This is a genomic window from Pseudomonas fluorescens, from assembly GCF_902497775.2.
GTDB classification, from domain to species: domain Bacteria; phylum Pseudomonadota; class Gammaproteobacteria; order Pseudomonadales; family Pseudomonadaceae; genus Aquipseudomonas; species Aquipseudomonas putida_F.
The window spans coordinates 1,580,791-1,606,034 of sequence record NZ_OZ024668.1 but is presented as its reverse complement, the minus strand read 5'-3'; the positions used below and the strand labels follow the sequence as shown (position 1 = coordinate 1,606,034).

Sequence of the window (25,244 nt, the reverse complement as noted above, 5' to 3'; positions counted from 1 at the left end):
GCCTCAGAGCACTTCAAACAACCCGGCGGCGCCCATGCCGCCGCCGACGCACATGCTCACCACCACATACTTCACGCCACGGCGCCGACCTTCGAGCAAGGCATGGCCGACCATGCGCGCACCGCTCATGCCGTAGGGGTGGCCGATGGCGATGGCGCCGCCATTGACGTTGAGCCGCGCAGGGTCGATGCCCAGGGTCTGCGCGCAATACAGCACCTGGCAGGCAAAGGCCTCGTTGATTTCCCACAGGCCGATATCGTCCACGCACAAACCGTGCTGACGCAGCAGCTTGGGGATCGCCAGCACCGGGCCGATACCCATCTCTTCGGGGGCCAGGCCGGCCACGGCGATGCCGCGATAAAGGCCCAACGGCCTGACGCCGCTACGTGCCGCCAGCGCCCCGCTCATCAGCACGCTGGCACTGGCGCCGTCAGACAGCTGGCTGGCGTTGCCGGCGGTGATGCAGCCGCCTTCGCGCACCGGGGCCAGGTTTTGCAGGTCAGCTAACGTAGTGTGCGGGCGATTGCCTTCATCCTGGGTCAGGTGCACATCCTGATAGCTGACCGCCCCAGTCAGCTTGTCGATCACCTTCTTGCGCACACTGACCGGCACTATCTCATCGGCAAACAGCCCCGCCGCCTGAGCCGCCGCAGTGCGCTGCTGGGATTGCAGGCTATAGGCGTCCTGGGCCTCGCGACTGATACCGTAGCGCTTGGCGACGATCTCGGCGGTGAGCAGCATCGGCATGTAGGCATGCTCGGCCATGCGCACGACGTTGGCATCCTGCTCGACCGCCGCGGCCTGCATATGGGCGCTCTGCACCAGGCTGATCTGCTCCTGGCCGGCGCCGATAGCCACCTGCATGCCATCGACCATGATCTGCTTGGCGGCAATCGAAATTGCCATCAGCCCCGAGGCGCACTGGCGGTCGATGGTCTGGCCGCTGACCGACAACGGCAAGCCCGCCGCCAGCGCCGACAGGCGCGCCAGGTTGGTCGAGGCAGTGCCGCTTTGCATGGCGGTGCCCATCACCAGGTCGTCGATTTCGCCCGGTTCAATCGCGGCGCGTTCGACCGCCGCGCGAATGGCCACGGCGCTCATCGACGGCGACTTGAAGTCGTTGAAAGCGCCGCGAAAGGCCTTGGCGATTGGCGTGCGGGCAGTTGAGACAATTACGGCGTCTTGCATGGTGATGTACTCCAGTCAGTCACAACGCAAACGGCTCAAGGCCGCCCGCAGGGGTTCAGGGATCGACACCGGGCGGTTGCTGGCGCGCTCGACGAACACGTGAACAAAGCGTCCCGCCGCGCAGGCCTGTTGCTGCCCGGCCTTGAAGATGCCCAGGCGGTAGTGCACCGAGCTGGTGCCCAGCTTGCTTACCGCAAGGCCCACCTCGATGCATTCGGGAAAGGCAATCGCGGCGAAGTAGTCGCAGCTGGAATTGACCACGAAGGCGATCACCTCACCCTGGTGGATATCCAGCCCGCCCTGCTCGATCAGGTAGCTGTTCACCGCGCTGTCGAAGAAGCTGTAGTAGACGACGTTGTTGACGTGGCCATAGATGTCGTTGTCGTGCCAGCGCGTGCTGATCGGCTGGAAGTGGTGAAAGGCTTCGCGCCCTGGTTGCTCCATCAAAACGCCTCCCGGTAGATCGCCAGGGCATCGGCTTGGCTGACCTCGCGCGGGTTGTTGACCAGCAGGCGTTGCTGTTGCATGGCATCGCGGGCCAGCTGTTCGAGGCTATTTTCGGGCACGCCGGCATCGCGCAAACGCGTCGGCAGGCCGCAGCGCGGGCTCAGTTCAGCCAGCTCATCGATCAACTGTGCCGTGAGGCTGTGCACATCGCCGGCGCGCAAGCGCTCACCCAGCAGCAGCGGCGCCAGCTCGGCATACAAGGGCGCCGCCGCTTCAGCGTTGAAGCGCAGCACATGGGGCAGCACCAGGGCATTGGACAGCCCGTGCGGGATGTGAAAATGCCCACCCAGCGGATAGGCCAGCGCATGCACCGCCGCCACCGGCGCGTTGGCAAACGCCTGACCGGCCAGGCAAGCACCCAGCAGCATGGCCTGGCGCGCCTCGCGGTTGCTGGCGTTGTGCACCGCCTGGTCAAGATTGCCCGCCAGCAACTTCAACGCCTCGCGGGCCAGCAGGTTGGACAGCGGATTGCGCTTGAGCTTGCTGGTGTAGGCCTCGATGGCGTGGACCATGGCGTCGATGCCAGTGGCGGCAGTCACCGCAGGCGGCAGGCCGAGGGTCAGGTCGGCGTCGAGCAGGGCCAGGTCTGGCAGCAACAGGTTGGAGACCACGCCCATCTTGCTGTGCTCGCCGGTGGTGACGATGGCAATCGGCGTCACTTCCGAGCCGGTGCCTGCCGTGGTCGGCACCTGAATCAACGGCAAGCGCCGGCCACGGGCCTGGTCGATGCCATAGATATCGCTGAGCATCTGCTGACATTCAGGGTGCGCCAGCAGCGCCACCAGCTTGGCCACGTCCATGGAACTGCCGCCGCCAAAGCCGACGATCAGGTCGGCCTGCATCGCCCGCGCCTGTAGCACCACCTCCAGCACACAGGCTTGCGGCGGGTCGGCCAGCACCTGGTCGAACACTTGCACCGCCAGGCCCTGCGCCGCGAAACCCGGCAGCAATGGCTCGAGCAAACCCAGGCGGGCAATGCCCGGATCGGTGACAATCAGCACCGCCCGCGCCCCGCGTTCGCGGCACAGGCTAGCCAGGCGCAAGGCAGCGCCGGCTTCGCAGAGGATCTGCGCGGTAGTGGCAAAACTGAATGACTGCATGCGGCGTCCCTCGTTGTTGTTGTGATGTCCGCAGGTAAATCAGAAGGCGAAATCGGTCTCGGGCAGGCTCATCAGGCAGCCTGCGCCAGCCAGCAAGGCCTCGCGATGGGCGCCGGCACGGGGCAAAACTCTGCGCAGGTAAAAGTCCGCCGCCAGCAGCTTGGCCTGGTAGAACGCCGCCTCGCTGCTGCCGGCCGCCAGGGCCGCGCTGGCTCGTTCTGCGGCTTGCAGCCACAAGGCCGCCAACAACACATAGGCCGAGTAGGCGAGAAAATCCACTGACACTGCGCCGATCTCTTCCGGGTCGTGGCGGCAGGCTTGCAGCACCGACTCGCCCAGCGCCCGCCACTGCTGCAGGCACTGCCCTACCCGCTCGGCCATCTGCGGCTGCTGCGAAGCCTGGGCCACCTGCGTTGCCAACTCATCGATCAGTGCATTGAGCTCGCTGCCGCCATCGCCGAGCAGCTTGCGGCGAATCAGGTCCAGGGCCTGGATGCCGTTGGTGCCCTCGTACAGCTGGGTGATGCGGCTGTCGCGCATCAGTTGCTCCATGCCCCACTCGCGGATAAAACCATGGCCGCCGTACAGCTGCACGCCAAGGCTGGCGACCTCCTGGCCGCAGTCGGTGAAGAAGGCTTTGACGATCGGAATCAGCAAGGCGGCGCGACGCTTGGCCTCGCTGCAATCGTGTTCAAGATCGAGCTGGCGCGCGGTGTAGGCGGCGAGCATCCGGCAGCCTTCGCTGAGGGTCTTCTGGGTCAGCAGCATGCGCCGCACATCGGGGTGGACGATGATCGGGTCGGCGGGCTTGTTTGGCGCCACCGGGCCGCTGATGGCGCGCGACTGCAAGCGCTCGCAGGCATAGGCCAGGCCACCCTGGAACGCCGCCTCGGCGATGCCCAGGCCCTGCAGGCCAACCTGAAAGCGCGCATCGTTCATCATGGTGAACATGCAGGCCAGGCCCTGGTTGGCCTGGCCCACCAGCCAACCGGTGGCGCCGTCGAAGTTCATCACACAGGTGGAGGCGCCCTTGATGCCCATCTTGTGTTCCAGCGCGCCGCAGCTCAGGGCATTGCGCGCGCCGAGGGTGCCGTCGGCGTTCACCCGCACCTTGGGCACCAGGAACAGGCTGATGCCCTTGACCCCGGGCGGTGCATCGGGCAAACGCGCCAGCACCAGGTGGATGATGTTGGCGCTCAGGTCCTGCTCGCCGCCGCTGATGAAAATCTTGCTGCCACTGAGCTGGTAGCTGCCGTCGGACTGGGGCATGGCGCGGGTGCGCAGCAAGGCCAGGTCTGTGCCGGCCTGGGGTTCGGTGAGGCACATGGTGCCGGTCCATTGGCCACTGACCAGGTGCGCCAGGTAGCGCTGCTTGAGCTCGGCGCTGCCATGGCGATCCAGCGCCAGCACGGTGCCTTCGGTGAGCCCTGAGTAGATGCGAAACGACAGCGACGCGGCCATCAGCATCTCGTGAAAACTGGCCGAAACCATTTGCGGCAAACCCTGGCCGCCGAACGCCAGCGGCCCGGTCATGCTCGCCCAGCCCTGCTCTACGTAGAGCTGGTAAGCCTGACGAAAGCCATCGGGCGTGGTCACCTGGCCGTCTTGCAAACGGCAGCCCTGCTCGTCGCTGTTGCGGTTGAGCGGCGCCACCACTTCGGCGGCAAAGCGTGCGCCCTCTTCGAGCACGCCATCGATGGTCTCGCGGTCCAGGCCATTGCCCAGTTGCTGGCAATGGCCACTGACATCGAACAACTCGTGCAGCACAAAACGCATATCGCGCAGCGGTGCCTGATAGCTCATACCCGGCCCTCCTGCACAGCGGCAAAGCCCTTGCCCGCGGCGCGCAAGCGAGCAATCAGCGGCGCTGGCCGCCAATGCTCACCCAGCATGCGCTGCAAGCGCTCCAGACGCTCCTGGATCGAGGCCAGGCCCTGGCCGTCGGCCCAGTGCATCGGCCCGCCGACGGCGGCCGGGAAGCCGTAGCCATTGAGGTAGACCAGATCGATGTCGTGGCTGTTGGCGGCGATGTTCTGCTCAAGGATCTTCGCCCCTTCATTGACCAGAGCCAGCAGACTGCGCTCGACGATTTCCGGGTCGCTGATCAGCCGGCGGCGAAAGCCCAGGCCGGTAGAAACACGCTCGATCAGGGCATCGACCTCAGGGTCGTGCTCGGCTTCGCGGCTGCCTTCAGCGTACTGGTAATAACCACGGCCGGCCTTCTGGCCGAAGCGGCCGAGCTCGCACAAAGCGTTGTCGACCTGCACCAGCGGGCTGTCCATGCCCTGCCCGGCCAGCTGGCGTGCGCGCCATTCGAGATCGACACCGACCACGTCGTACATGCGAAACGGGCCCATGGCAAAACCGAAGGCCTGCAGGGCGCCGTCGACCTGCTGGGGCAGCGCGCCTTCAAGGAGCATCTTGCGCGCTTCGTCAGCGTAGGTCCTGAGCATGCGGTTGCCGATAAAGCCCCGGCAGTTGCCAGCCACCACGGCGATCTTGCCCAGGCGCTGGCCAAGCGTTTTCGCCTGCTCAAGCACGGCGGCTGAGGTCTGCTGACCGCGGACGATTTCCAGCAGTTTCATGATGTGCGCGGGGCTGAAGAAGTGCAGGCCCAGCACTTGCTGCGGGCGCTGGGTGACGGCGGCAATGGCGTCGATATCCAGCGCCGAGGTGTTGCTGGCGAGGATCGCGCCGGGCTTGAGGGTGCGGTCCAGGGTGCGGAAGATTTCCTGCTTGAGTTCGAGGTTTTCGTAAACCGCCTCGATCACCAGGTCGACATCGGCCAGCGCTGCGTAGTCGTCCACCGCCTGAATGCGCGAGAGGTTGTGCTCGGCCTGCGCCTCGCTGATGCGGCCCTTGACTACCTGATGGGCCCAGGTATCGGCGGCCATCTTCAGGCCAGCAGTGACCATCTGCGGGCTGGCATCGAGCCACAACACCGGGATGCCGGCACTGGCCAGGCTGATGACAATCCCCCGGCCCATGGTTCCCGCCCCTACCACCGCAGCCTGCTGCACATCGTATGCATTGCTCACACCGGCACTCCCAGATCGAAAAGAAGGATTGCCGACACCCTAAGCAGCTGCCTACTATTTGAGAAATTTCATTTTCATATGCGTGATATTTGCGAAATGAATATAAACACCTTCGACCTCAACCTGCTGCGCATCCTTGACGTGCTGCTGCGCGAGCAGAACGTCTCGCGCGCCGCCGAGCGCCTGGCACTCAGCCAGCCGACGGTGAGCAACGCCCTGGCGCGCCTGCGCGAGCTGCTCGACGACCCGTTGCTGGTGCGCGTCGGCCGGCGCATGCAACCAACGCCCAAGGCCCTGGCCCTGGAAGGCCCGATTCGCTCGGCGTTGCAGCAGATCGAGCAGACGCTCAATGTCGGTGAGAGCTTCGACCCGCATCTGAGCCGGCAGACCTTTCGCGTGGCCATGACCGATTTCGTCGAGCAGCTGTGCATGCCGGGCCTGCTGCGCCGCTTGCAAGACAGCGCGCCGAACCTGCGCCTGGACATCGCCCCGTTGGCGCCGAGCCTGCCGGTGGACGCGCTGGACCGGGGCCAGCTGGACCTGGTGCTGGGGCGTTTTGATGAAATTCCGGCGCGTTTTGCCCGCCATCACTGGCGCAGCGAGACCCTGCAGATTGCCCTGCGCAAGGATCACCCGCAGGTGAGCGGCACGCTGGATCTGGACACCTTTTTGCGCCTGCGCCACCTCTGGGTGCATGGCGGGCAGACGCGCGGCATGGTCGATCAATGGCTCGGGGAGCAAGGGTTGGCGCGGCAGATCGTCTACACCACGCCCAACTACCTGCAGGCGGCGCACCTGGTGGCGGCGTCGGATTTGTGCGTGGTGCTGCCGACGCAACTGGCACGCCACTTCGCCACGCTGCTGCCGTTGCAGTTGCATGACTTGCCGTTTGCGTTGGAGGCGTTCGAGCTTGAGCTGGTGCACCTGGCCCAGCGCGGTCAGGACCGGGCGCTGGGCTGGCTGGTGGGGGAGATTTTGCGGGTTACTTGAAGGCCTCATCGCGGGGCAAGTCGGGCGCTTCAGGACAACGCTTTTTTCGCCGCCCGCACGTGCAATACCGCGCCCATCAGGGCCACGACAATCGCCGCCGCACCGGTGGAGAACACCAGCACCTGGTAGTCCGGTACAAAGGCCATGGTCACCAGGCAGCCGATGATGAACACGATCACCAGGTAGGTCAGCCACGGGAACAGCCACATCTTCAGGCGGATCGGCTTGCCTTCGGCTTCCAGCTTGCGGCGCATCTTCAGTTGCGAGAAGGCGATCACCAGGTACACCAGCAAGGCAATCATGCCGGTGGTGTTCATCAGCACGTCGAGCACGTCTTTCGGGCGCAGGGTTTCGCTGAAGTTGATCAGGGCAACGAACACCGCCACCGAGCACGAACCGATGATCGAGAACACCGGCACGCCAGTACCGGCACGGGTGATCTTGAAGAACGACGGCGCATCACCACGGGTCGACAGCGAGAAGAGCATGCGCGAGGCGGTGTAATGCGCCGAGATCAGGCAGCTGCTCACCGAGGTCAACACCACGAAGTTCATCACCAATTCGGCACCGGGAATGCCCAGCAGCTCCAGGGTACGACGGTACGAGCCGTAGCCCGAGGTGCCCATCAGCGGGTCGTTCCACGGCACCAGGGCGACGATCAGGAAGATCGAACCGACATAGAACAGGCACACCCGCCAGACCACCGAGTTGGTCGCCTTGACGATCTGCTCCGACGGGTTCTTCGACTCGGCGGCAGCAATGGTGACGATTTCGGCGCCGAGGAAGGCGAACATCACCCCGAGCATGGCCACCACCACCGCCTCCATGCCGTTGGGCATGAAGCCTTGCGCAGTGAGGTTGCTCAAGCCGTGGACTTCACCGCTGGGCCAGAGGTTGACCACCGCCAACCCGCAGACCACAAGGAAACAGATAATCGCCACCACCTTTATCAAGGCGAACCAGAACTCGAACTCGCCGTAGTGTTTGACGTTGAAGAAGTTGACGCTGATCAGCACCAGGGTGGTGGCCAGCACGAACACGTTGACGCTGATCGAGGGGAACCAGCCGTGCAGGATCTTGCCGGCGACGTAGGCTTCCCAGGCCATCAAAATCACCCAGAACCACCAGTACAACCAGCCGATGGTGAAGCCCGCCCAACGGCCGATGGCACGTTCGGCGTAGGTCGAGAACGAGCCGGTGTCGGGCGATGAGGTCGCCATTTCACCGAGCATGCGCATGATCAGCACCACCAGGATGCCGCCGGCCAGGTAGGCCAGAATGGCCGCGGGGCCGGCGCTGTGAATCACACTGCCGGAGCCGACGAACAATGCGCCGCCGATAACCCCGGCGATCGACATCATGGTCAGGTGGCGAGACTTGAGCGAAGCGCTGAGCTTGCTCTCGTGCTCCACCTTCGCTGTGGAAGTGGATGTGGATGTTGCGTCCATCAGTAGCTACCTCGTGTTCTTTTTATGCAAGGAAACTCGAGAGACCGCCTGTGACAGCGGTCTCACCCATTCGAATCGGTAAACGTGCGGGCAGCCGAAATCGCCCGGCCCAGGTCATGGGTCGGCGAGGCTGCTCACGGGGCCAGCGGATTACCTCTGGTCGGATTGAACGGTGCAATGGCGCGATGGCGGGTCAGTGCCATCTGTGCGCAAGGAGCGGTTGGGCGGCGCCCAAGGGTAAAAGCATCTGTGTCATTGTGATTATTCATACTGCTTCAACGTGCTTTAGCTAGCGATAACAGACCCCTAATGTAAAAATGTCCGACACATAGAGCCATGCACAGCGCGATGAAAAATCCACTGCACTGTACAGGCCGCCGATGCAGTACACCCTGATTTCCTGCAGGCGCCCGGCGTTACGCACACCTGAAGGCACAGCTTCCCCATGCTTGAATTACGACCCGACGCATCGCCCCCGCTGGTCAACCAGATCATCAACGGGCTGCGGGAGTTGATCGAGAACCAGACCCTCAAACCCGGCGCCAAGGTCCCTTCGATCCGGGCTTTTGCCGCCACCTACTCGGTCAGTACCTTCACCGTGGTCGAGGCCTACGACCGCCTGGTCGCCCAGGGTTTGCTGGTCAGCCGCGGCAATGCCGGGTTCTTCGTCAACCGTTCGGCCGTGGAGCTGATCGAAAGTCAGGTCAAGGAACCGGCGCCGGGCAAGCCGGAATTCAACTCCGAGTGGTACCTGCAGCAAATCTTCGAAAGCCGCCAGCTTGAGTTCAAACCAGGCTGTGGCTGGCTGCCCAACGACTGGATGTTCGAAGACGGCCTGCGCCGGGGCATGCGCCAGGTTGCCAGCAGCGTGCTGGAACTGAGCGGCTATGGCGACCCCATGGGCCTGCTGGAGCTGCGCACCCTCACCGCGCAGAACCTGCAGCAAGACCTGCGCATCGTCGCCAACCCCAACCAGCTGATGCTCACCCACGGCGCCAGCCAGGCCCTGGACCTGGCCGTGCGCACCCTGGTGCGCCCCGGTGACGTGGTGCTGGTGGACGATCCCGGCTACCCCAACCTGATGAGCATCCTGCGCTTTCAGGGCGCAACCCTTTTGGGCGTACCGCGCACGCCCAACGGCTACGACCTCGACCACCTCGAACGGCTGCTCGAACACCATCGTCCGACGGTGTTCTTCACCCAGCCGCACCTGCACAGCCCGACCGCCTCGCGCACGCCGCTGGCGCAACTGCACCGCCTGCTGCAACTGGCCGCGCGCCACGGCTTTCGCCTGGTGGAGAACAACCTCTACGCCGACATGATCAGCGAACCGCTGCCGTGCCTGACCAGCCTTGATCACCTGCAGCAGGTGGTGTACGTCGGCAGCTACTCGAAAAGCATCTCGCCGAACGTGCGGGTCGGCTTCATGCTGGCCAATCCCGAATTGATGCAAAAGCTGCTGCAATTGAAAATGCGCTCGGGCCTGACCACCTCGCAGGTGATGGAACGGGTGGTGTACGCCGCCATCACTGATGGCCGTTGGCGCAAGCACCTCAAACGTCTGCGCCAGCGCCTGGCCGAGGCTCAGCAGCAGGTCAGCGAACAGCTCACCCGGCTGGGTTTCGAGCGCTTTATCGAAGGCGACGAAGGCATGTACCTGTGGACCCGCCACCCGGCCATCGCCGACAGCGCGGCGCTGGTCGATGACGCCCTGGAGCAAGGCATCATGCTCGGCCCCGGGCAGTTGTTCATGGTCGATTCACAAGCGACCGGGTGGATGCGCTTCAACGTCGCATTCAGTACCGACGCGGCGTTGTGGGTGAAGCTGGAAAAGCTGCTGGTCAAGCATGGGCGGCGGCAATAGGTGCGGCGGATGTTATCGATAAAAATCGGCGATCTACAAAAATAGCCTTAAGTCCGTCTGTTTTTATAAACAGGCGAATTTCGCCGAAACCAGCAAACTAGAGCCATCCAGACCAGAAACCCCGTAAAAGCTCGACATAAACCTGAAACACTTCGTGAAAATTTAATTGACACGCTTCTGTCACTCTTCTTATTTTCACAGACAAAACAAGGACGCCACCATGCTGCTGCGCCGCCTGCTGATTCAATGGAAGATCACTTTGCTCGCCGGCCTGTGCCTGCTGGCCATCGTGGTGGTGCTGATGGCGGCTACGCTGATGCAGTCGAGCCGCAGCGCCGCCCTGGTCAACACTGCCAACACGCAGATGCTCGACCACAACGCACGGCTGCGCCTGCACACCTCGGCCCAACTGCAGGCGGCGAACATCCAGCGCTACTTTCGCGATGCGTATTTGTATGGCGATGGCGTCGCGCAACTGGTGATGTTCTTGAAGGCCCAGGGCAACGACAACCTGCGCCAGGACCTGACCGAACAGGCGCGCAAGGCCCTGGGTAAAAACCCCGACCTGCTCGGCCTGTACCTGGTGTTCCTGCCCAATGCCCTGGACGGCAAGGACAGCGCCTTCAGCGATCAAGCCGCAGTCGGCAGCAACGAAAGCGGACGTTTCTCACTGTACTGGTCGCAGCCCAAGCCCGGCGAGCTGGAGTCTGAAGCCATGCCCGAGTCGATGCTCGCCGACACCAGCCTGTCGGCCAACGGCTCGGCCTACAACCGCTGGCTTACCTGCCCGCTGGAAACCGGCGAGGCCTGTGTCGTCGATCCGTACTTCGACAGCGTCGGCGACCGTACACCGCTGATGACCAGCATCGCCTTCCCGCTCAAGCAGGACGGCAAGATCGTCGGCGTCATGGGCCTGGACATCAGCCTCGACAACCTGCAGCAACTGAGCCTGGACGGGCGCAAGGAACTGTTCGACGGCAACGGCCAGGTCAGCATTGTCAGCCCCGCCGGCTTGCTCGCCGGGCATAGCCGCGATGCCGCGCAACTGAGCAAGAAATTCGAGCAGGTGTTCGGCCAGCATGCCAGCGCCCTGGCCGCGCAGATACGTGCAGGCAAGGCGGCGCAGTTCAGTGATAACGGCTTGCTGCAGGTCAGCCAGTCGTTCGCCCCAGTCCCCGGCGCGCAGCCGTGGAGCGTGTTGCTGGAAGTGCCGGAGCAGGTGCTGCAGGCTCCGGCCATCGAACTCAATGCGCGCCTGGATGCGCACAACAGCAGGGCCAACCTCAGCAGCCTGCTGATGGCACTGGCGGCGGCCGTGCTGGGCCTGGTGGTGATCTGGTTGACCGCCCGTGGCGTGACCCGGCCGATTTTGAGCGTGGCGGCGATGCTCAAGGACATCGCCAGCGGCGAAGGTGACCTGACCCGGCGCCTGGACTACGCCAACAAGGACGAACTCGGCGAGCTGACCCACTGGTTCAACCGCTTCCTCGACAAGCTGCAACCGGTGATTGCCGACGTCAAAGCCTCGGTGCAGGATGCGCGCAGCACTGCCGACCAATCGGCGGCGATTGCCAGCCAGACCAGCGCCGGCATGCAGCAGCAATACCGCGAAGTCGACCAGGTGGCCACCGCCTCCCAGGAAATGAGCGCCACCGCCCAGGACGTCGCCCGCAACGCCGCGCAAGCTGCCGAAGCGGCACGCGGCGCGGACCTGGCCAGCCGCGAAGGCCTGAGCATGATCCGCAACACCACCCAGGCCATCGAGCGGCTGGCCAATGAAATGACGGCCGGCATGGAAGAAGTCCAGCACCTGGCCAGCCGCAGCGAACAGATCGGCTCGGTACTGGAAGTGATCCGCGCCATCGCCGAGCAGACCAACCTGCTGGCCCTCAACGCCGCCATCGAAGCCGCCCGCGCCGGTGAAGCCGGTCGCGGCTTTGCCGTGGTGGCCGATGAAGTGCGCAACCTGGCCAAACGCACCCAGGACTCGGTGGATGAAATCCGCGTGGTGATCGAAGGCCTGCAACAAGGCACCCGCGAAGTGGTCGACGCCATGCACAGCAGCCACCGCCAGGCCCAGGACAGCGTCGTCCAGGCCGAACAGGCGCTACCGGCGTTGCAGCGTATTGGCGAAGCGGTGACAGTGATCACCGACATGAACCTGCAGATCGCCTCGGCGGCTGAGGAGCAAAGCGCGATAGCGGAAGAAGTGAACCGCAACGTAGCGGGGATTCGGGATGTGACCGAATCGTTGTCGGGGCAAGCAGAAGAATCGGCGCAGATCAGCCAGGCGCTGAACCGGCTGGCCAATCATCAGCAGGGGTTGATGCAGATGTTCAGGGTGTAGCGCTCTCCTGTGGGAGCGGCGGTGCGACGACTCGACTTGACCCGCGATGAGGCCAGCAGCCAATGCACGATCTCACCGCCGCCGATAACTCTTCTTGCCACTGGGCGTCAGGCAATACACCCCACCCCGCGGCCCAGTGCAGAAGCTTCCGGTCCCACAACCACAGCCCTCACTCGCCCCGCGCAACGGCTGCAACGCGGGCCGAGCCGCCCTGCCACCCATGGTCGCCGAGCAACTTTTCTTAGAAGCACTGATCGACCCGTCATTACACAAAAACAGATCGCCATCACACCCGGCAATCCCACCCTTGCGCCCGGAACAAGGCGTGTTGGCCGCCAGCGCCGTGGACGCGGCCAACACCAGTACCAAGGCCAACCCTACCCGCCCATAAGAACAACGCGCCACAGCATTCCCTCCCTAGAATATGGCCGAATGCTATCAGCCTTGCCGTAGCACAGCAAAACCCACCCATCCGTGCCCCCAGCGCAAAACTGATTGTCCGTAGCCCTGCTTTTTCCCCCACCCCACCTTCCCCAGAATCGGCCCCCTCACTTGCACAGGACCGACTCATGAAACACTTCAAACCCCTGCTCCTCGCCACAACCCTGGCCATCACCAGCCACACCACCCTGGCCGCCGACTGGCACCCCTCCCCCTACGGCGCCAACGACGAAATCGGCGCCGCCAACCTGCTTACCCCTGAACGGGTCAAAAACGCCATCGGCCTGGTCACCACCGGCAAGACCTACGCCCTCGGCGTACCGGTCAGCAAAGACCTCCCGGCCTTCCGCCACCGCAGCTTCCACCTCTACAACATCCAGCCAGGTGAACAGGCCGGGCAGACCCTGGGCAAAAACAAATTCACCTTCAACGATGAACTGGTCAACGGCTGGACCGGCGTCGGCACCCAGCTCAACGGCATCGGCCATATCGGCATCGACAACGTCTACTACAACGGCAACAAGGCCGCCGACTTCGTCACCGTCGAAGGCGTCACCAAGCTCGGCATCGAAAAAGTCCCGCCCATGGTCACCCGCGGCGTGGTGCTGGACATGACCGCCCACTACGGCAAAGCCATCGTCCCCGGCGGCACGGTGTTCACCGTGGAAGACGTCAAAGCGGTGCTGAAGCAACAGAACATCACCCTGCGCAAGGGCGATGTGGTGCTGTTCAACACCGGCTGGCTGGAGCTGATCGGCAAGGACCACCCGCAGTTCCTCGCCACCGAACCCGGCATCGACATGCCCGCCGCGCAGTGGCTGGCCGACCAGGGCATCGTCGCCTTTGGCGGTGATACCTGGGCTTCGGAGGTGTACCCGAACCCGTCGGGCGAAGAGTTCCCGGTCAACCAATTCATGCTGGCCAAGCGCGGCATCTACAACCTCGAACTGATCGACACCCGCGCGCTGGTGCGCGACAAGGCTTGGGAGTTTCTGTTTGTGCTGGGCCAGCCGCTGTACAAAGGCTCGACCCAGGTGAATATCAACCCGGTGGCGATCCGCTAAAGGCGTAATGAGTAACGTTCACAGCAAAGTCCAGCGAAAAATTTCACTTTATTCGCTAACTGATTGATCCATATCAATATTTAACTAGTTAACCAGTTAAGAGATGTCCGCAATTGCCCACTTAATGTCGACAATGTCTGCACCATTCACGGTGGAGAGTAGAGTTGAAGCGCATCAAGATAGTGTTGTGGACGTTGTTCATCGGCTTAACCCTGCTATGGGCACTGGCAGATACCTTTGTGCCGACCCCACTGACCTATTTCTCGCTACGGTCGGTGCTGGTGCAGTACACCGGCGTCATCGCCATTGCCGCCATGAGTGTGGCGATGCTGCTGGCCGTGCGCCCGCGCCGCCCGGAACCGCTGCTGGGCGGGCTCGACAAGATGTACCGGCTGCACAAATGGCTCGGCATCGGCGCCCTGGTGTTCGGCAGCGTGCACTGGGTCTGGGCCAAGGGCACCAAGTGGGCGGTCGGCTGGGGCTGGCTGGTCAAGCCGGCCAAGGGCGGCGGCGCGGCGCCAGAGCTGGGCGCAATCGAGCAGGCGCTGCGCAGCCAGCGCGGCCTGGCCGAAACCCTGGGGGAATGGGCGTTCTACGCCATCGGCGTGCTGATCATCCTGGCCCTGGTCAAGCGCTTCCCGTACCACTGGTTCGCCAAGACCCACACTGTGCTGGCGGCACTCTACCTGGTGCTGGTGTTCCACACCGTGGTGCTGCTCAAGTTCGAGTACTGGCTGCAACCTATCGGCATCGTCACCGCCCTGCTGCTGATCGGCGGCACGCTGGCGGCGCTCCAGGCACTGTTCAAGCGCATCGGCCAGCAGCGCAAGGTCCAGGGCCACATCCAGACCCTGATCCACTACCCGGAGGCGAACCTGCTGGAAACTCATATCGGCCTGCAAGCGGGCTGGCCCGGGCACCAGGCCGGCCAGTTCGCTTTTGTGACCTCATCCGAGTCGGAGGGGGCGCACCCGTACACCATCGCCTCGGCCTGGGACCCGCAAGCGGCGCAACTGCGCTTTATCACCAAAGGCCTGGGCGATCACACCCGCCAATTGCCAACGCGCTTGAAAGAAGGCGACCGGGTGACGGTGGAAGGCCCTTACGGCTGCTTCACCTTCGAAGACCAAAAGCCGCGGCAGGTCTGGATCGGTGCCGGCATTGGCATCACGCCCTTCGTGGCCCGGCTCAAGCAACTGGCGCTGGAGCCGGACCGGCAACACAGTATCGACCTGTTCCATCCGTGCGGCGTGTATGCAGCCGACGCCATCGACAACTTGCGCGCCGACGCGGCCGCTGCAGGCGTGCGCTTGCACCTCTGTGTGTCTGGCCAGGATAGCCGGCTCAGTGGCGAACGCCTGCGCAAGGAAATTGCCGACTGGCAGCAGGCGAGCTTCTGGTACTGCGGGCCTGCGGACTTTGGCCAGGCCCTGCGTGACGACCTGGTCGCCCATGGGCTGAAACCAAAAGACTTCCACCAGGAACTGTTCCAGATGCGCTAGACCACAAATCGCACACCGCCCCGGTAGGAGCGGGCTTGCCACGCGATGAGGCCATCAAATCACCTACCAGCCTTACGCAACCGCAACCGCCGCACCACCGCAAAGCGCTTACAAAACTGCCGATGGTGATGACTGTTCAGCAAAACCAGCGCCACCAACGGCAGCGCAATCGACGTCGCGGTAAAAAACGGATGGATTCCTGCTGCAACACGGGCGATGGCCATGAGCAGACTCGTCACCGCAACCGCGACGAGACACCATACCCCCCAGGCAAAACCGTTGGCGATCAGGCCAATGCCAACGCTAGACACAACCGCTGCGATCAAAAGCACAATCACCACAGACTCCATGCTCGCGGGATGCTCGGCAAAGTAGGCGTACTCCACCTGCACCGCTGCCAGCGCAATAGAGGCCATGGTCAAGAAAAATGCGGCGCAGGAGCGGCCCACATAACGCTTCAAGAACGCCGCCATCCCCGGATACCGCAGCACATCCACAGGCTCACCGGGCAAGCGCTTGGCGCGGGGCGCCTTGCTGATCTCAACGAACCTTGCATAGATCCGTCGATAACCCTGACCGTTGAACACCAGCATCAGGCTCATGAGGGAGGCAACTGCCAGCAACCAGCTCAAGGTCAGGAGCGGGAAATTGCGGCGCAGGCAGGCGTTGATTTGTTCTTGGTGATTCATCCGTGAACCTTTGTGGGTGGGGCGATTTTAGCGTTTGCCAGACACAGGACTGAAGCGATTGCGCCGGATCTCCGGCAACGCTTAAAACCGCGCCTAGTGAATCCCTGATCGAGGCAATGATCTAGGTACTGCTCAGGCGTCAAATACCGCTTCAATTACCCGTAACGCCACATTTGAGCTCAGCTCGACCAGGCAGAGCATATGCGAAGTTCCATCACCGCCAAAGAACTTGTCTGCCCGATCGCCAGTCAGTTTTTCCTGGAACTTGAACGGTGTAGTGATAATCCGCTTGATATCCTCCTTGAAGCTCTCGGTATTGGCGTTGATCCATTCGACCGCCTTGCGGCGCTCGGCAATCGGCGCTTTGGGCGTGTCTGTGCTCCTGAGCAAAACGGCAGGATCGATATCAAGGTCTTCGGTGTTGTAGCGCATGAACACATGGCACAGTTCATTACCCTGTTGGTCAGCAACCGCCACACGCAAGTTGTACCCGCCCCTCCTCGCCTTGCACGCCTGCTCGGTTGCATCAACGCCAACCTCCCAGTGCACCTGGCCTCTGATCTCGCCCCTTTCCATATCGATCTGGTTTTCGATGAACGAGTACACTGTTCTGTTCACCCTGACCCAGCCGAGCTTGCCGGCACCGGATATACACAAATAGCGGTGCTGAGGTTTGAGCTCGTGGGGGGCCTTGCCGACGGACCAGCTCAACAGCTCTTCGCCTTTTAACGAATGTTGAAGCTTGGCGTTTTTTTCATCGTAGCGAGAAACGATGGTGCACTTTCTGGGATTGGACTGCGGCCGCTTGGCCAACGCCGAGCGAACCTCGGCATCGATTGCCCGCTCACCGCGCTGAGCGCTGGCGCGCGATTTTTCGGCAGCAATCAAGTTGCGGTCCAGTTCATCGGCCTGCTCACGCAACGCATCATATTTGCCAGCCAGCGCCTGCGCAGCATTGTTAACCGACTCCAGAAAGCCCGGTGTCAGCAAGGTGGCCTGACGCTCCATCTTCGCCACCAGCGCCTGAACGCCCTTGCTGACCCCACGAACGCGAACGTTGGTTTCAAAATTCGCACTCGCACCCCGCTCGGTATAATTCTGGCTGCCCAAGGTCACAAAGCGGTCTTTGGCAACGACCATCTTCGCGTGAAGATTGGGCAGGTAGTAAACCGGGATCTTTTTCTTCAGCAGGGCTTTGATGGCACTGTAACTGGAGGCGCCAGAGGCAAGCACCTGCACATTGACCAGCGTATAAACCTTGGCACTTTTACCCAGTTGGGCAATATCCAGCGCTGCCGAACCGGTCAGGTACGGCGAGAAAATCTTCAGATCAACCTTGTCGTTTTGCAGCTGCTCTTTTATCAGCGGCACGATATTGCTAGTGAACTTCAATCGTCGGCATCCTTGTTCGAACCTTTGCCAATAATACTACATTGCCACTACCGAACGATTAGCCCAAAATTCCGCCCCCAGCACGCCCAAACCGCCTACAAGGAAACCGCCATGGCCCAGCCCCTGCTCGACGCCTTCATTGCATGGATGAGCGCCAACCTGGACAACGCCACCCTCGCCCACGGCTACCAGAACCGCATGAGTGGCGAGCCCTGGCACTGCAGCAGCCTGTTCAACGCCTATGAAACGTACGACTGGCCGCACCCGGCGATTGCGCACCTGGACATCGACAAGGGCAACGACATCACCAGCAACACCCGTGCACTGACAGCGCTTGAGCAGCAACTACAACGCGCCCTGGCACCCGCACCTGAAGACCTTGCCGCCAGCCGCGCGGCCATTGATGTGATGATCTGGGGTGGCGTACAGAACGGTAACGTCAGTTGGCTGACCAACAATGCCGATGGCTTGGCCAACCTGCTGATCGACACCCGCGACGCAATCGACAGCGGTGATCTGCACCATGCACTGTTGCTTGACCCCAAGCTGCGCTTCAATGCCGGCATGACCAAGGTCTACTCGCTGATCTGCAAACAGCTGGTGATCTACGACAGCCGCGTTGCTGCCGCGCTGGGTTGGGCGGTGGTGAAGTTCTGCAAGCAGGTCGAGCCTGAAGTTACCCAAGTCCCGCCCGAGCTGGCCTTCCCCTGGGCGTCGGCCAGGCCGAACAAGGGCATATCCAAACAGCGCGATCCGTCCCAGGGCGACTTGCAGTTCCCGCCGTTGCAGGGCGGTACGCTGCACGCGCAGTGGAACATCCGCGCCAGCCAGATACTGGCGGCGGTACTCGCCCATGACCATGCAAAGCACAGCGGCTTCAACCAGGACGACGGTACAGGCAGCAACCCGTTGCGGCGCCTGGAAGCGGCATTGTTCATGATCGGCTATGACCTGGGCGGCGGTACGGCGACGAATTCGCTGCCAAAGGCTGCCAGCCAGAGTGCGATGATCGTACCAACAGTCGGCTGGACCGAAGGCTGGACGCCCACCCAGCGCAAGGCCTTTCTCTATCGTTTGACCGACCAGGGCTTCGAAACCCAGGGCAAGAGCATCACCCGCTACCCGCTGCACGTGGTCAACGACACCCTCAACTACCTGTGGCGACAGTTCGGCCGCGGGCAATTCCCCCTGGCCAACAGTGCCGACGGCGTGCCGGCCGGCACCAGCGAAGAAGGCATCGGCACCGCGTACTACCAGGCCATCAACCGGCAACAGCGGGTGCCGGAGTCGAGCCGACTGGCTGCGATCCTTGAGGATCTTGGGGTGATTCAGCTAGTCAGCCGTGGGAAAAAGCACTGGGTGTTGAACCTGGAGTTGCTGGACGCTACCGATAAAGGCACCCTGGATATCGAGCCGCTGGTGCTGCGTTTGCTTGAAGACGCGGCGCAGGACTGAGTTAACGATATGCGAGGGTGACCGATCACTGATTGCTCGGTCACCCGCCCCTTCATCACGAATTTGCGTTCGTCAGTCCTCCCAACGCTTACGCAATGTTTTGATGAACGCGTTTCCACGCAACGGACGGCCATCCGGCCCACACAGCGCCACAGATCCCGCAGGCAGCCCGAAGACTTCCTCGATGCGCAGCCGAATACTGCTCACCTTGGCATCCGAGCGAGCCGCACGATAGCGCGCAGCCTTTTTACTGCTGACCACAACCGCGTCCGCACCCTGCTCCTCTGGATCCTCGGCGTCCCAGTCCTCTTCCTCCTCGAAATCCTCTTGCTCTACTTCCTCTTCGTCAGCAACGATCTCGCTCACAGCAGCTTCCTGCTGGCTATGGGAATACCAGGTACTGCCATCCTCCTTTTCCCACACCCGGCCATCTTCGACATGGAAGGTGCGAGCTGCTTGCGACGACTGCACGTAATCGCTGAAACGCGATCTCACCCCTGGCAGACGCTCAAAGCTTGCACCGACGGCCGACAGTACCTTCTCTGGGCCTGCCACCAACAAAAACTCAGACCAGCAAGGTTCGCGGAAACTAACACTGACCGTTCCAAACAAATAAAGTGTGGCCCGCAGAGAGGCATCTTCCGCGGCCAATCGAGAAAGCACCTCGAGTACTGTGCGGGTAATGCTGAAACCAGCATCCTCCATGCTTTGCGAATCGACTTCGACGGTAGGCAACGGCGACCTGCTGTTAACGAACTGGAGTTCGGTTACTGACTTCTTGATCATTGCACCCATTCCTTGCGCAAATTTGCAGGCTGGCGACAGCCTCGATAGTTATGTCCTGAAACCCCACCCACACTCACGCCGACTCAGCCCGAGCCTTGTCCAGCACCTCGCGCGCCTTGCGCACCATCGGATCCAAGCGGTCCACCAGTTGGATCATCGCCTCCAGGGTGTCCATCTCCTCATCACCGTTATGCTTGTCCAGCAGCTTGCCGATGCACTCCACCACGGCTGGCGACCAGCGCGCATCTTCTTCACCCACTTCTATCAGTGAATGCAAGGTATTGAGCCCACGCTGCCCACCCGCAGTAATCGCGTCGGCCTCTTCGGCGAGCGCAAATGCTGGCTGTGCTTCGGCCGAAAATTCTGGTGCGAAGTCTTCATCCTCTACGTCAGCCATTACCTCTGTAGTAGCTGCGCCGGAACCGGGTTCCCCCTCAATCTCAACCGCCCGCACCAACTCGCCGATAAAGCTTTTAGCCTCACCGCTTAGGTATTGCACCGTGGCCAAATGGGTGTTGCGCTTGGGCGACTGCGGCAGAAAGAAGCGCACCTGCTCGCCCTCCCCCAACACCGCATCGCTCCAGTCGCGCAAGGTGGCGCCGTAGGCCAGTCGCGGGTAATTGACGCGTGGATACAGACGCTCGACCACCTCATCGCTCAACGACTGCGGGTCAACCAGCACGCCGTACTTGTAAAGCAGATCGAAGGTCACCTTCGAGCGCTGATCCAACAACTGCGGATCGACCCCCTTGTGATACGGCCCCGCCTGCACCCGCTGCGCGGCCAGCAACGTACGGCTGTCCAGCACCCCCAACAACTCATCCAGCGCCTGCTCGGCGCTTATGCCCTCTGAGGGAACCCATTGGGCAAGAATGGACTGGGCGTTGGCCACCGCGTCGGCGATGGTCTGGTTGGCACTTGGCATGAGAGGTCCTTTCACAATGGCTTGGAAATCAAGGCGTTCCCGCGATAATGGCGAATTGATAGCCATCTATGCAAGCACACCTTGATTGCCACCAATCAGCGCGTCATTGCGGCCGGTCCAGCATGGCGTGAGCCACATCCTCCACCAGGGCTTTGGCCATGCCGCTGAGGTAATGTGCCGCCCAGACCAGCTTGGGGTCGTACTCGATGCCGGCTTGCAGGGTCAACTGGTGTACGCAGCCCATCAGCAGCGACGACTGCTCCAGAGCGAACCCCGCACTGTGGCCGGGCTCGACGCGGAACAGCCTTTGTGTGGAATGCCCGCTTTCGCCTTCACCGAAGGCCGCGATGCCAGCGGTCTTATAGGTGTTGGCTGCATTCAAATCCTCATCCATTGACAGGTCCTCCTGCTGAACTCGCCAGCCCGCATTGCCGAGCGGCTTCCTCAGCAACGCGGGCGTCTGCGTATTGGCAACTCAGTGGCGTGACTGCACCTTGCTCAAGGCCACTTCGACCAGAGCACGGGCATGCTCGATTTCATGCATGGTTGCCAAGGTGAGGACCTGGTCGGGAGCATTGGGATGGAGCAGGACGGTTTGTCGGGCGATGGTCAGGGCGCGGACCAAGTATTCGGAGGTCTGGACCAGGAGGTCTTCGAAGGATTGGTTGGGGTGGTGCGGTGGGTCGGGGACGATTTTTAGCATCAGGTATTGCTCCGTTTAGATGGAGCCGCCACACCCAAGCTGTCAAACAAAGAGGTGGCAGCTGTACGCGGGTTGACAGACCGGTAAACGAAGAAACCCGGCGCACACGAAGGTGCCCCACGCACAGCCGCCATTACGCAGGTGCACAGATGGTTTCATTTGTTGCGGTCTGTCAAAACCGGTCGTTGAATTGGCAACGACTGGCGGAGACTAGAGCGCTGAAGGAACCACTGCAATGGCTTAATGGCGGCGGGAGTATGATTGGGAAATGGACTACATGGAATCAGGAAATTCTGAAGATTTTGATGCTTCGGATTTTCATCGGCAAGGTCATCGAAAAGAACGGCCAAAGCCTGCCAGAATGCTCAGGCCGTTCGCCATTTACTAGCGTTTTGCCATAAAATGGCCGGTTGCCGAAAGAACCGTCATGGCCATAGCCATGAAGGGCTTTCATTCTTTACAAATAACTGTGGTGAAGATGAACAAGCCTTTCATTTCGCTGTGCCCGGAAATTACTCGGGCACACGCACTGACGCTCATGGATTGGTTGGAAGATGAGCGCGTTACCTGCTACTTGAGCGATTCGCGTCATGTCTCCCGCTCCATCGAGCAAGTCATCGATCGGACCCAATTGCCGATCCTGACCCATCTATTCAACCGGGGCGGCCGCTTCTTCATGGCCTACGACCGGCATGACGCCCCGGTGGGCTTTGTCCGCCTGATCAAGACCGGCTCCAATTGCGAGATCGTCCTGGTCATTGGAGACAGCGACAAATGGGGCCGAAACCTTGGTGCGCGCACGATCCGCGAAGGCATGAAACTGGCCTTCCTCGACATGCGCGCCGAGAAGCTCATCGCCAAGATCCACCCGGATAACACCCGCTCGCTGAAAGCCTTTGTGCGCAGCGGTTTTCTGCTTGAAAGCGAAACGCCGACATTAAAGTCATTTTCCATGACGGCGGCGCGCTATCTGCAGTTCTTGCGCGAAGGTGCCGTTGCCGACTCCACTGAGATCTACATCACCGAAATCGACAAGGCCAGGCTCGAGAGCCTGATCGCGCTCGAGCAAGGCCCGGCCGTTGTTGAACTCGAACATGAGCTTGAGCGAGCCATTGTCGTCACGCCGCAGCAGGTGGCACGCAATGTCGTCACGATGAACTCCAGGGCCTTGCTGCAGTTGGACGACGAAGAGATCGAAGTGGCCCTGGTCTACCCTGAAGACGCGGACAGCAGCGCCGGAAAGTATTCCGTGTGTTCCGACATCGGCGCCGCCATTCTGGGCTATCAGGAGGGGGACGCCATCGACTGGCGAGTTTCTGACCGCACCCGCCGGATCGGGATCAGGAAAGTGCTTTACCAGCCCGAGGCTGCGGGCGATTTCCACCTGTAGTTGAGCCTTTGGCTAAGTGCTCCATCAGGCACGAAGATCCCCCAGCGATTTCCGTGCCTGATGCAGACATGGTGGACAAGGTCAGGGCTTGGCCAGAGGACCTCCTTCCTGCGCTCAATTTGGTAAAAGCAAGTAGGACCAATCCTTCTTTTTCGTAGGATCTCGCGGTATGGTTGCTGGCGATATGCCAGACCGTTAAGGACGCGAGATGCAATTTTTCTGGGTGAACCTAGGTACGACGCACAAGGAGGCCAGGGCCGGCAATTTTCTCTGGGCCCCGCTGAGTTCGCGTACACAATCCGGCAAGGTGCAAACCCGTCGCCACTGGGACAACGTTGGTAAGGTTAAAGCCGGAGACTTGATCTTCTGTTACCACGACAACTACCTACGCGCGATTGCCAAAGCCGAGCGCGATGCCTACCAAGCCGAACGCCCTCCAACTCGCTCGTTCAACGAGTGGAGCAACCAAGGGTATCGAGTCGATATCAGCCTCACCGACCTCAAGCACCTCTTGCGCAGCGACGACATTGCACCCACCTACCAGGCGCAATTCGATGCCCGCACAGAGCCATCGTTGTTCAACAACAAAGGTAGTGTGAATCAGATCTACATGGCGCAGTTGCCTGCCGATGCTGCGCTGTATTTGTTGGAACAAGCCGAGGTTGTTGCTGACTACGAAGACCAGCTCGTAGATGCCGGATCGCCAGGAAAAAGCCCTTCCGTTACGACTCGAGAAGCGCTCGTAAAGGCTCGAGTTGGCCAGGGCGCGTTTCGAACAGGGCTGCTCAAACGCTGGGAGAAAAAATGCGCGTTGACCGGGCTAAAAAATCCCAACCTCCTCGTCGCCTCGCACATTCAAGCTTGGGCCTTAACCGACAACAAAGCCAGGTTGGATACAGACAACGGATTGCTGCTGGCCACCCACATTGATCGACTCTTCGACTGTGGATTGATTTCTTTTGGTGAGGATGGGCAACTGCTGATCAGCGACGAGTTGGCAGCGGAGGAACACAAAATTCTAGGGCTGGACCAGTACACATCGATTCCCACCTTGAGTGAGGGCAATCGCCGCTACCTTGAGAAGCACCGCAAGCGATTTAGTTTTGCGTAGGGGGGTGTTTTCCAGATCGAGTAAACTCCGCTCCATAGACTTCGGACCTACACGGCCCCATTGACCCGACATCAAAATCAACTGACAAGGCAAATGATATGACACGGATGTGGATGGTTCGCGGCGAAGGGGGAAGCTTGTACGACGCTTTTCGCGAAAGAGAAGTAGCGGCCATCGGATGGGTCCAGTTAGCGCCACATGCCAAACCAGGCGTCGGCCGCAAACAGTTAATGTCCTTGTATCAGTCAATTGAACCTCAGATGAAACAAGGCACCATTGTCTCAGGGGCATCTCAGGTTTGGCGTTTCGTGAACGAAATCCAAAGTGGTGATTGGGTCATAACCTACTCTCCTGCAAACCGGCTCTACCAGGTGGGCACATTTACCGGCGCGGCAGAACACCATCCGGAGTGGGCAGAACAAGGCATGGCGCTGGCTCGAAAAGTTCGATGGCAACCGCTAGAACTGTCACGCGAGAAACTGGGTGTAACCACCAAAAACAGCCTGGGTTCTACCCTGACCGTTTTCGAAGTGCCAGCCCAAGCTGCTGCAGAAGTCTTGGCTGCGTTAAAAGGTGGCCCAGCCCCTGAGCCCGATGACGTCACCGATGAGGCCATTGCCGACCCACTCGCTGACATTGAATCTCAAGCCATCGAGCGAATCAAAGACCGAGTGAGCGAGATTGATTGGGACGAAATGCAGCATCTGGTTGCGGGGATTCTGCGGGCGATGGGCTACAAAACTCAGGTTTCACCACCGGGTTCAGACCGTGGGAAAGATATCGTTGCTTCACCAGACGGATTTGGCTTTGAGAACCCTCGAATCGTTGTCGAGGTGAAACACCGCAAGGGACAGATGGGTAGTCAGGATATCCGTAGCTTCCTCGGTGGCCGGCATAAAGACGATCGAGGCTTGTACGTCAGTACAGGTGGTTTCAGTAAGGACGCACTTTACGAAGCGGATCGTGCTTCGATTCCTCTATCGCTGTGGACGCTGGATCATGTGGTTAGAGCGTTGATCGAGCACTACGATGCTACGGATGCTGAGACGAAGAGGATTGTTCCTTTGAAGAGGCTTTATTGGCCTGCATAAGCTCTGTGCGAGGAGTGGTTTGCTTGGGCTCTCGTATAGTAATTAGCTGAAGACGGGGGTTCAAATCCCCCCGGCTCCACCAAATGATCAAAAAAAGACGTCCACGGACGTCTTTTTTTGTGCCTGCAACCCAGAAAATACGCGGCTTCCAGCGCTTTTGCGGTCTTTTGAGGTTTTTTGAGTTCCAGCCGTTCGGGTATTCCAGACGGTATT

At 61.2% G+C, this 25,244-nt stretch carries 22 protein-coding genes and 1 pseudogene; 10 read left to right on the top strand and 13 right to left on the bottom strand.

Features of this window, described 5'->3' with window-relative positions; genetic code table 11:
• Positions 1 to 3: 3 nt before the first annotated feature.
• The 5 genes from F8N82_RS07400 to F8N82_RS07380 are packed head-to-tail and all read right to left on the bottom strand — an operon-like array spanning position 4 to position 5,833.
• Positions 4 to 1,188, bottom strand: a complete 1,185-nt coding sequence (locus F8N82_RS07400) for an acetyl-CoA C-acyltransferase (protein WP_038994606.1) — start codon at positions 1,186 to 1,188, stop codon at positions 4 to 6.
• Positions 1,189 to 1,203: 15 nt separating this feature from the next.
• Complete coding sequence (locus F8N82_RS07395; protein WP_038994605.1) at positions 1,204 to 1,632, bottom strand: acyl-CoA thioesterase; 429 nt, start codon at positions 1,630 to 1,632, stop codon at positions 1,204 to 1,206.
• Entirely contained in the window at positions 1,632 to 2,795 is a 1,164-nt protein-coding gene (locus F8N82_RS07390) for an iron-containing alcohol dehydrogenase (protein ID WP_038994604.1), read from the bottom strand. Before F8N82_RS07390 ends, F8N82_RS07395 begins: the two co-directional genes overlap by 1 nt.
• A 39-nt stretch (positions 2,796 to 2,834) precedes the next feature.
• Positions 2,835 to 4,598, bottom strand: a complete 1,764-nt coding sequence (locus F8N82_RS07385) for an acyl-CoA dehydrogenase C-terminal domain-containing protein (RefSeq protein WP_038994603.1) — start codon at positions 4,596 to 4,598, stop codon at positions 2,835 to 2,837.
• A complete protein-coding gene (locus F8N82_RS07380; RefSeq protein WP_038994602.1) occupies positions 4,595 to 5,833 on the bottom strand; it encodes a 3-hydroxyacyl-CoA dehydrogenase family protein in 1,239 nt (412 codons plus the stop codon). Before F8N82_RS07380 ends, F8N82_RS07385 begins: the two co-directional genes overlap by 4 nt.
• Positions 5,834 to 5,929: 96 nt before the next feature.
• On the opposite strand from F8N82_RS07380, the gene F8N82_RS07375 reads away from it, so the two are divergent.
• A complete protein-coding gene (locus F8N82_RS07375) occupies positions 5,930 to 6,823 on the top strand; it encodes a LysR family transcriptional regulator (RefSeq protein WP_095161841.1) in 894 nt (297 codons plus the stop codon).
• Between the two features lie 29 nt (positions 6,824 to 6,852).
• On the opposite strand, the gene F8N82_RS07370 is transcribed toward F8N82_RS07375, so the two are convergent.
• Positions 6,853 to 8,271, bottom strand: coding sequence for an amino acid permease (locus tag F8N82_RS07370; RefSeq protein WP_038994600.1), 1,419 nt, complete (start codon positions 8,269 to 8,271; stop codon positions 6,853 to 6,855).
• A gap of 445 nt (positions 8,272 to 8,716) precedes the next feature.
• On the opposite strand from F8N82_RS07370, the gene F8N82_RS07365 reads away from it, so the two are divergent.
• The 3 genes and pseudogenes from F8N82_RS07365 (at position 8,717) to F8N82_RS27555 (ending at position 12,482) form a co-directional block, all read left to right on the top strand.
• Positions 8,717 to 10,135: a PLP-dependent aminotransferase family protein gene (locus F8N82_RS07365; protein ID WP_038994599.1), complete on the top strand. Its 1,419-nt coding sequence runs from the start codon at positions 8,717 to 8,719 to the stop codon at positions 10,133 to 10,135.
• 220 nt (positions 10,136 to 10,355) lie between these two features.
• A pseudogene (locus tag F8N82_RS27560) lies at positions 10,356 to 11,624 on the top strand (HAMP domain-containing protein); the annotation flags it as partial.
• Positions 11,625 to 11,726: 102 nt separating this feature from the next.
• A complete protein-coding gene (locus F8N82_RS27555; protein ID WP_414602489.1) occupies positions 11,727 to 12,482 on the top strand; it encodes a methyl-accepting chemotaxis protein in 756 nt (251 codons plus the stop codon).
• Between the two features lie 72 nt (positions 12,483 to 12,554).
• Here the strand turns inward: F8N82_RS27555 and F8N82_RS07355 are convergent, their stop codons facing one another.
• On the bottom strand, positions 12,555 to 12,857 hold the full coding sequence (locus F8N82_RS07355; RefSeq protein WP_371857228.1) for a hypothetical protein: 303 nt from the start codon (positions 12,855 to 12,857) through the stop codon (positions 12,555 to 12,557).
• A 194-nt stretch (positions 12,858 to 13,051) separates the two neighbouring features.
• Here F8N82_RS07355 and F8N82_RS07350 point away from each other — a divergent pair, with 194 nt between their 5' ends.
• Entirely contained in the window at positions 13,052 to 13,987 is a 936-nt protein-coding gene (locus tag F8N82_RS07350; RefSeq protein ID WP_038994597.1) for a cyclase family protein, read from the top strand.
• 164 nt (positions 13,988 to 14,151) lie between these two features.
• The gene (locus F8N82_RS07345; protein ID WP_038994596.1) at positions 14,152 to 15,489 is read left to right on the top strand and encodes a ferredoxin reductase family protein; all 1,338 of its coding nucleotides are present in this window, start codon (positions 14,152 to 14,154) and stop codon (positions 15,487 to 15,489) included.
• Between the two features lie 59 nt (positions 15,490 to 15,548).
• Here the strand turns inward: F8N82_RS07345 and F8N82_RS07340 are convergent, their stop codons facing one another.
• Both F8N82_RS07340 and F8N82_RS07335 read right to left on the bottom strand, forming a co-directional pair.
• Positions 15,549 to 16,178 carry a hypothetical protein gene (locus F8N82_RS07340; RefSeq protein WP_038994595.1) on the bottom strand — a complete coding sequence of 210 codons (630 nt, stop codon included), beginning with the start codon at positions 16,176 to 16,178 and terminating at the stop codon, positions 15,549 to 15,551.
• 132 nt (positions 16,179 to 16,310) lie between these two features.
• Positions 16,311 to 17,570 carry a phospholipase D-like domain-containing protein gene (locus F8N82_RS07335; RefSeq protein ID WP_038994594.1) on the bottom strand — a complete coding sequence of 420 codons (1,260 nt, stop codon included), beginning with the start codon at positions 17,568 to 17,570 and terminating at the stop codon, positions 16,311 to 16,313.
• Between the two features lie 111 nt (positions 17,571 to 17,681).
• On the opposite strand from F8N82_RS07335, the gene F8N82_RS07330 reads away from it, so the two are divergent.
• Positions 17,682 to 19,025, top strand: coding sequence for a hypothetical protein (locus tag F8N82_RS07330; protein WP_052251419.1), 1,344 nt, complete (start codon positions 17,682 to 17,684; stop codon positions 19,023 to 19,025).
• A gap of 72 nt (positions 19,026 to 19,097) precedes the next feature.
• Here the strand turns inward: F8N82_RS07330 and F8N82_RS07325 are convergent, their stop codons facing one another.
• The 4 genes from F8N82_RS07325 to F8N82_RS07310 all read right to left on the bottom strand — a co-directional run bounded on the left by F8N82_RS07325 (position 19,098) and on the right by F8N82_RS07310 (position 21,439).
• Positions 19,098 to 19,811 carry a hypothetical protein gene (locus F8N82_RS07325; RefSeq protein WP_224793775.1) on the bottom strand — a complete coding sequence of 238 codons (714 nt, stop codon included), beginning with the start codon at positions 19,809 to 19,811 and terminating at the stop codon, positions 19,098 to 19,100.
• Positions 19,812 to 19,884: 73 nt separating this feature from the next.
• A complete protein-coding gene (locus F8N82_RS07320; protein ID WP_224793776.1) occupies positions 19,885 to 20,802 on the bottom strand; it encodes a hypothetical protein in 918 nt (305 codons plus the stop codon).
• Positions 20,803 to 20,839: 37 nt separating this feature from the next.
• Entirely contained in the window at positions 20,840 to 21,130 is a 291-nt protein-coding gene (locus F8N82_RS07315) for a DUF3077 domain-containing protein (RefSeq protein WP_038994591.1), read from the bottom strand.
• Positions 21,131 to 21,211: 81 nt separating this feature from the next.
• Complete coding sequence (locus tag F8N82_RS07310; RefSeq protein WP_038994590.1) at positions 21,212 to 21,439, bottom strand: hypothetical protein; 228 nt, start codon at positions 21,437 to 21,439, stop codon at positions 21,212 to 21,214.
• 427 nt (positions 21,440 to 21,866) lie between these two features.
• Here F8N82_RS07310 and F8N82_RS07305 point away from each other — a divergent pair, with 427 nt between their 5' ends.
• The 3 genes from F8N82_RS07305 (at position 21,867) to F8N82_RS07295 (ending at position 25,031) form a co-directional block, all read left to right on the top strand.
• Positions 21,867 to 22,829, top strand: coding sequence for a bifunctional GNAT family N-acetyltransferase/nucleoside diphosphate kinase regulator (locus F8N82_RS07305; protein ID WP_080764711.1), 963 nt, complete (start codon positions 21,867 to 21,869; stop codon positions 22,827 to 22,829).
• A 208-nt stretch (positions 22,830 to 23,037) separates the two neighbouring features.
• Positions 23,038 to 23,940, top strand: coding sequence for an HNH endonuclease (locus tag F8N82_RS07300; protein ID WP_052251418.1), 903 nt, complete (start codon positions 23,038 to 23,040; stop codon positions 23,938 to 23,940).
• A 98-nt stretch (positions 23,941 to 24,038) separates the two neighbouring features.
• Positions 24,039 to 25,031, top strand: coding sequence for a restriction endonuclease (locus F8N82_RS07295; RefSeq protein WP_038994587.1), 993 nt, complete (start codon positions 24,039 to 24,041; stop codon positions 25,029 to 25,031).
• Positions 25,032 to 25,244: the final 213 nt, after the last annotated feature.

Bases quoted from the DNA above. Each gene is read 5' to 3' on its own strand.
- F8N82_RS07395 (WP_038994605.1), bottom strand. From the start codon at position 1,632: ATGGAGCAACCAGGGCGCGAAGCCTTTCACCACTTCCAGCCGATCAGC.
- F8N82_RS07385 (WP_038994603.1), bottom strand. From the start codon at position 4,598: ATGAGCTATCAGGCACCGCTGCGCGATATGCGTTTTGTGCTGCACGAG.
- F8N82_RS07315 (WP_038994591.1), bottom strand. From the start codon at position 21,130: ATGGATGAGGATTTGAATGCAGCCAACACCTATAAGACCGCTGGCATC.
- F8N82_RS07390 (WP_038994604.1), bottom strand. From the start codon at position 2,795: ATGCAGTCATTCAGTTTTGCCACTACCGCGCAGATCCTCTGCGAAGCC.
- F8N82_RS07365 (WP_038994599.1), top strand. From the start codon at position 8,717: ATGCTTGAATTACGACCCGACGCATCGCCCCCGCTGGTCAACCAGATC.
- F8N82_RS27555 (WP_414602489.1), top strand. From the start codon at position 11,727: ATGCAGCAGCAATACCGCGAAGTCGACCAGGTGGCCACCGCCTCCCAG.
- F8N82_RS07370 (WP_038994600.1), bottom strand. From the start codon at position 8,271: ATGGACGCAACATCCACATCCACTTCCACAGCGAAGGTGGAGCACGAG.
- F8N82_RS07400 (WP_038994606.1), bottom strand. From the start codon at position 1,188: ATGCAAGACGCCGTAATTGTCTCAACTGCCCGCACGCCAATCGCCAAG.
- F8N82_RS07350 (WP_038994597.1), top strand. From the start codon at position 13,052: ATGAAACACTTCAAACCCCTGCTCCTCGCCACAACCCTGGCCATCACC.
- F8N82_RS07310 (WP_038994590.1), bottom strand. From the start codon at position 21,439: ATGCTAAAAATCGTCCCCGACCCACCGCACCACCCCAACCAATCCTTC.
- F8N82_RS07330 (WP_052251419.1), top strand. From the start codon at position 17,682: ATGGCCCAGCCCCTGCTCGACGCCTTCATTGCATGGATGAGCGCCAAC.
- F8N82_RS07305 (WP_080764711.1), top strand. From the start codon at position 21,867: ATGGCCATAGCCATGAAGGGCTTTCATTCTTTACAAATAACTGTGGTG.
- F8N82_RS07325 (WP_224793775.1), bottom strand. From the start codon at position 19,811: ATGATCAAGAAGTCAGTAACCGAACTCCAGTTCGTTAACAGCAGGTCG.
- F8N82_RS07295 (WP_038994587.1), top strand. From the start codon at position 24,039: ATGACACGGATGTGGATGGTTCGCGGCGAAGGGGGAAGCTTGTACGAC.
- F8N82_RS07320 (WP_224793776.1), bottom strand. From the start codon at position 20,802: ATGGCTATCAATTCGCCATTATCGCGGGAACGCCTTGATTTCCAAGCC.
- F8N82_RS07300 (WP_052251418.1), top strand. From the start codon at position 23,038: ATGCAATTTTTCTGGGTGAACCTAGGTACGACGCACAAGGAGGCCAGG.
- F8N82_RS07340 (WP_038994595.1), bottom strand. From the start codon at position 16,178: ATGAATCACCAAGAACAAATCAACGCCTGCCTGCGCCGCAATTTCCCG.
- F8N82_RS07375 (WP_095161841.1), top strand. From the start codon at position 5,930: ATGAATATAAACACCTTCGACCTCAACCTGCTGCGCATCCTTGACGTG.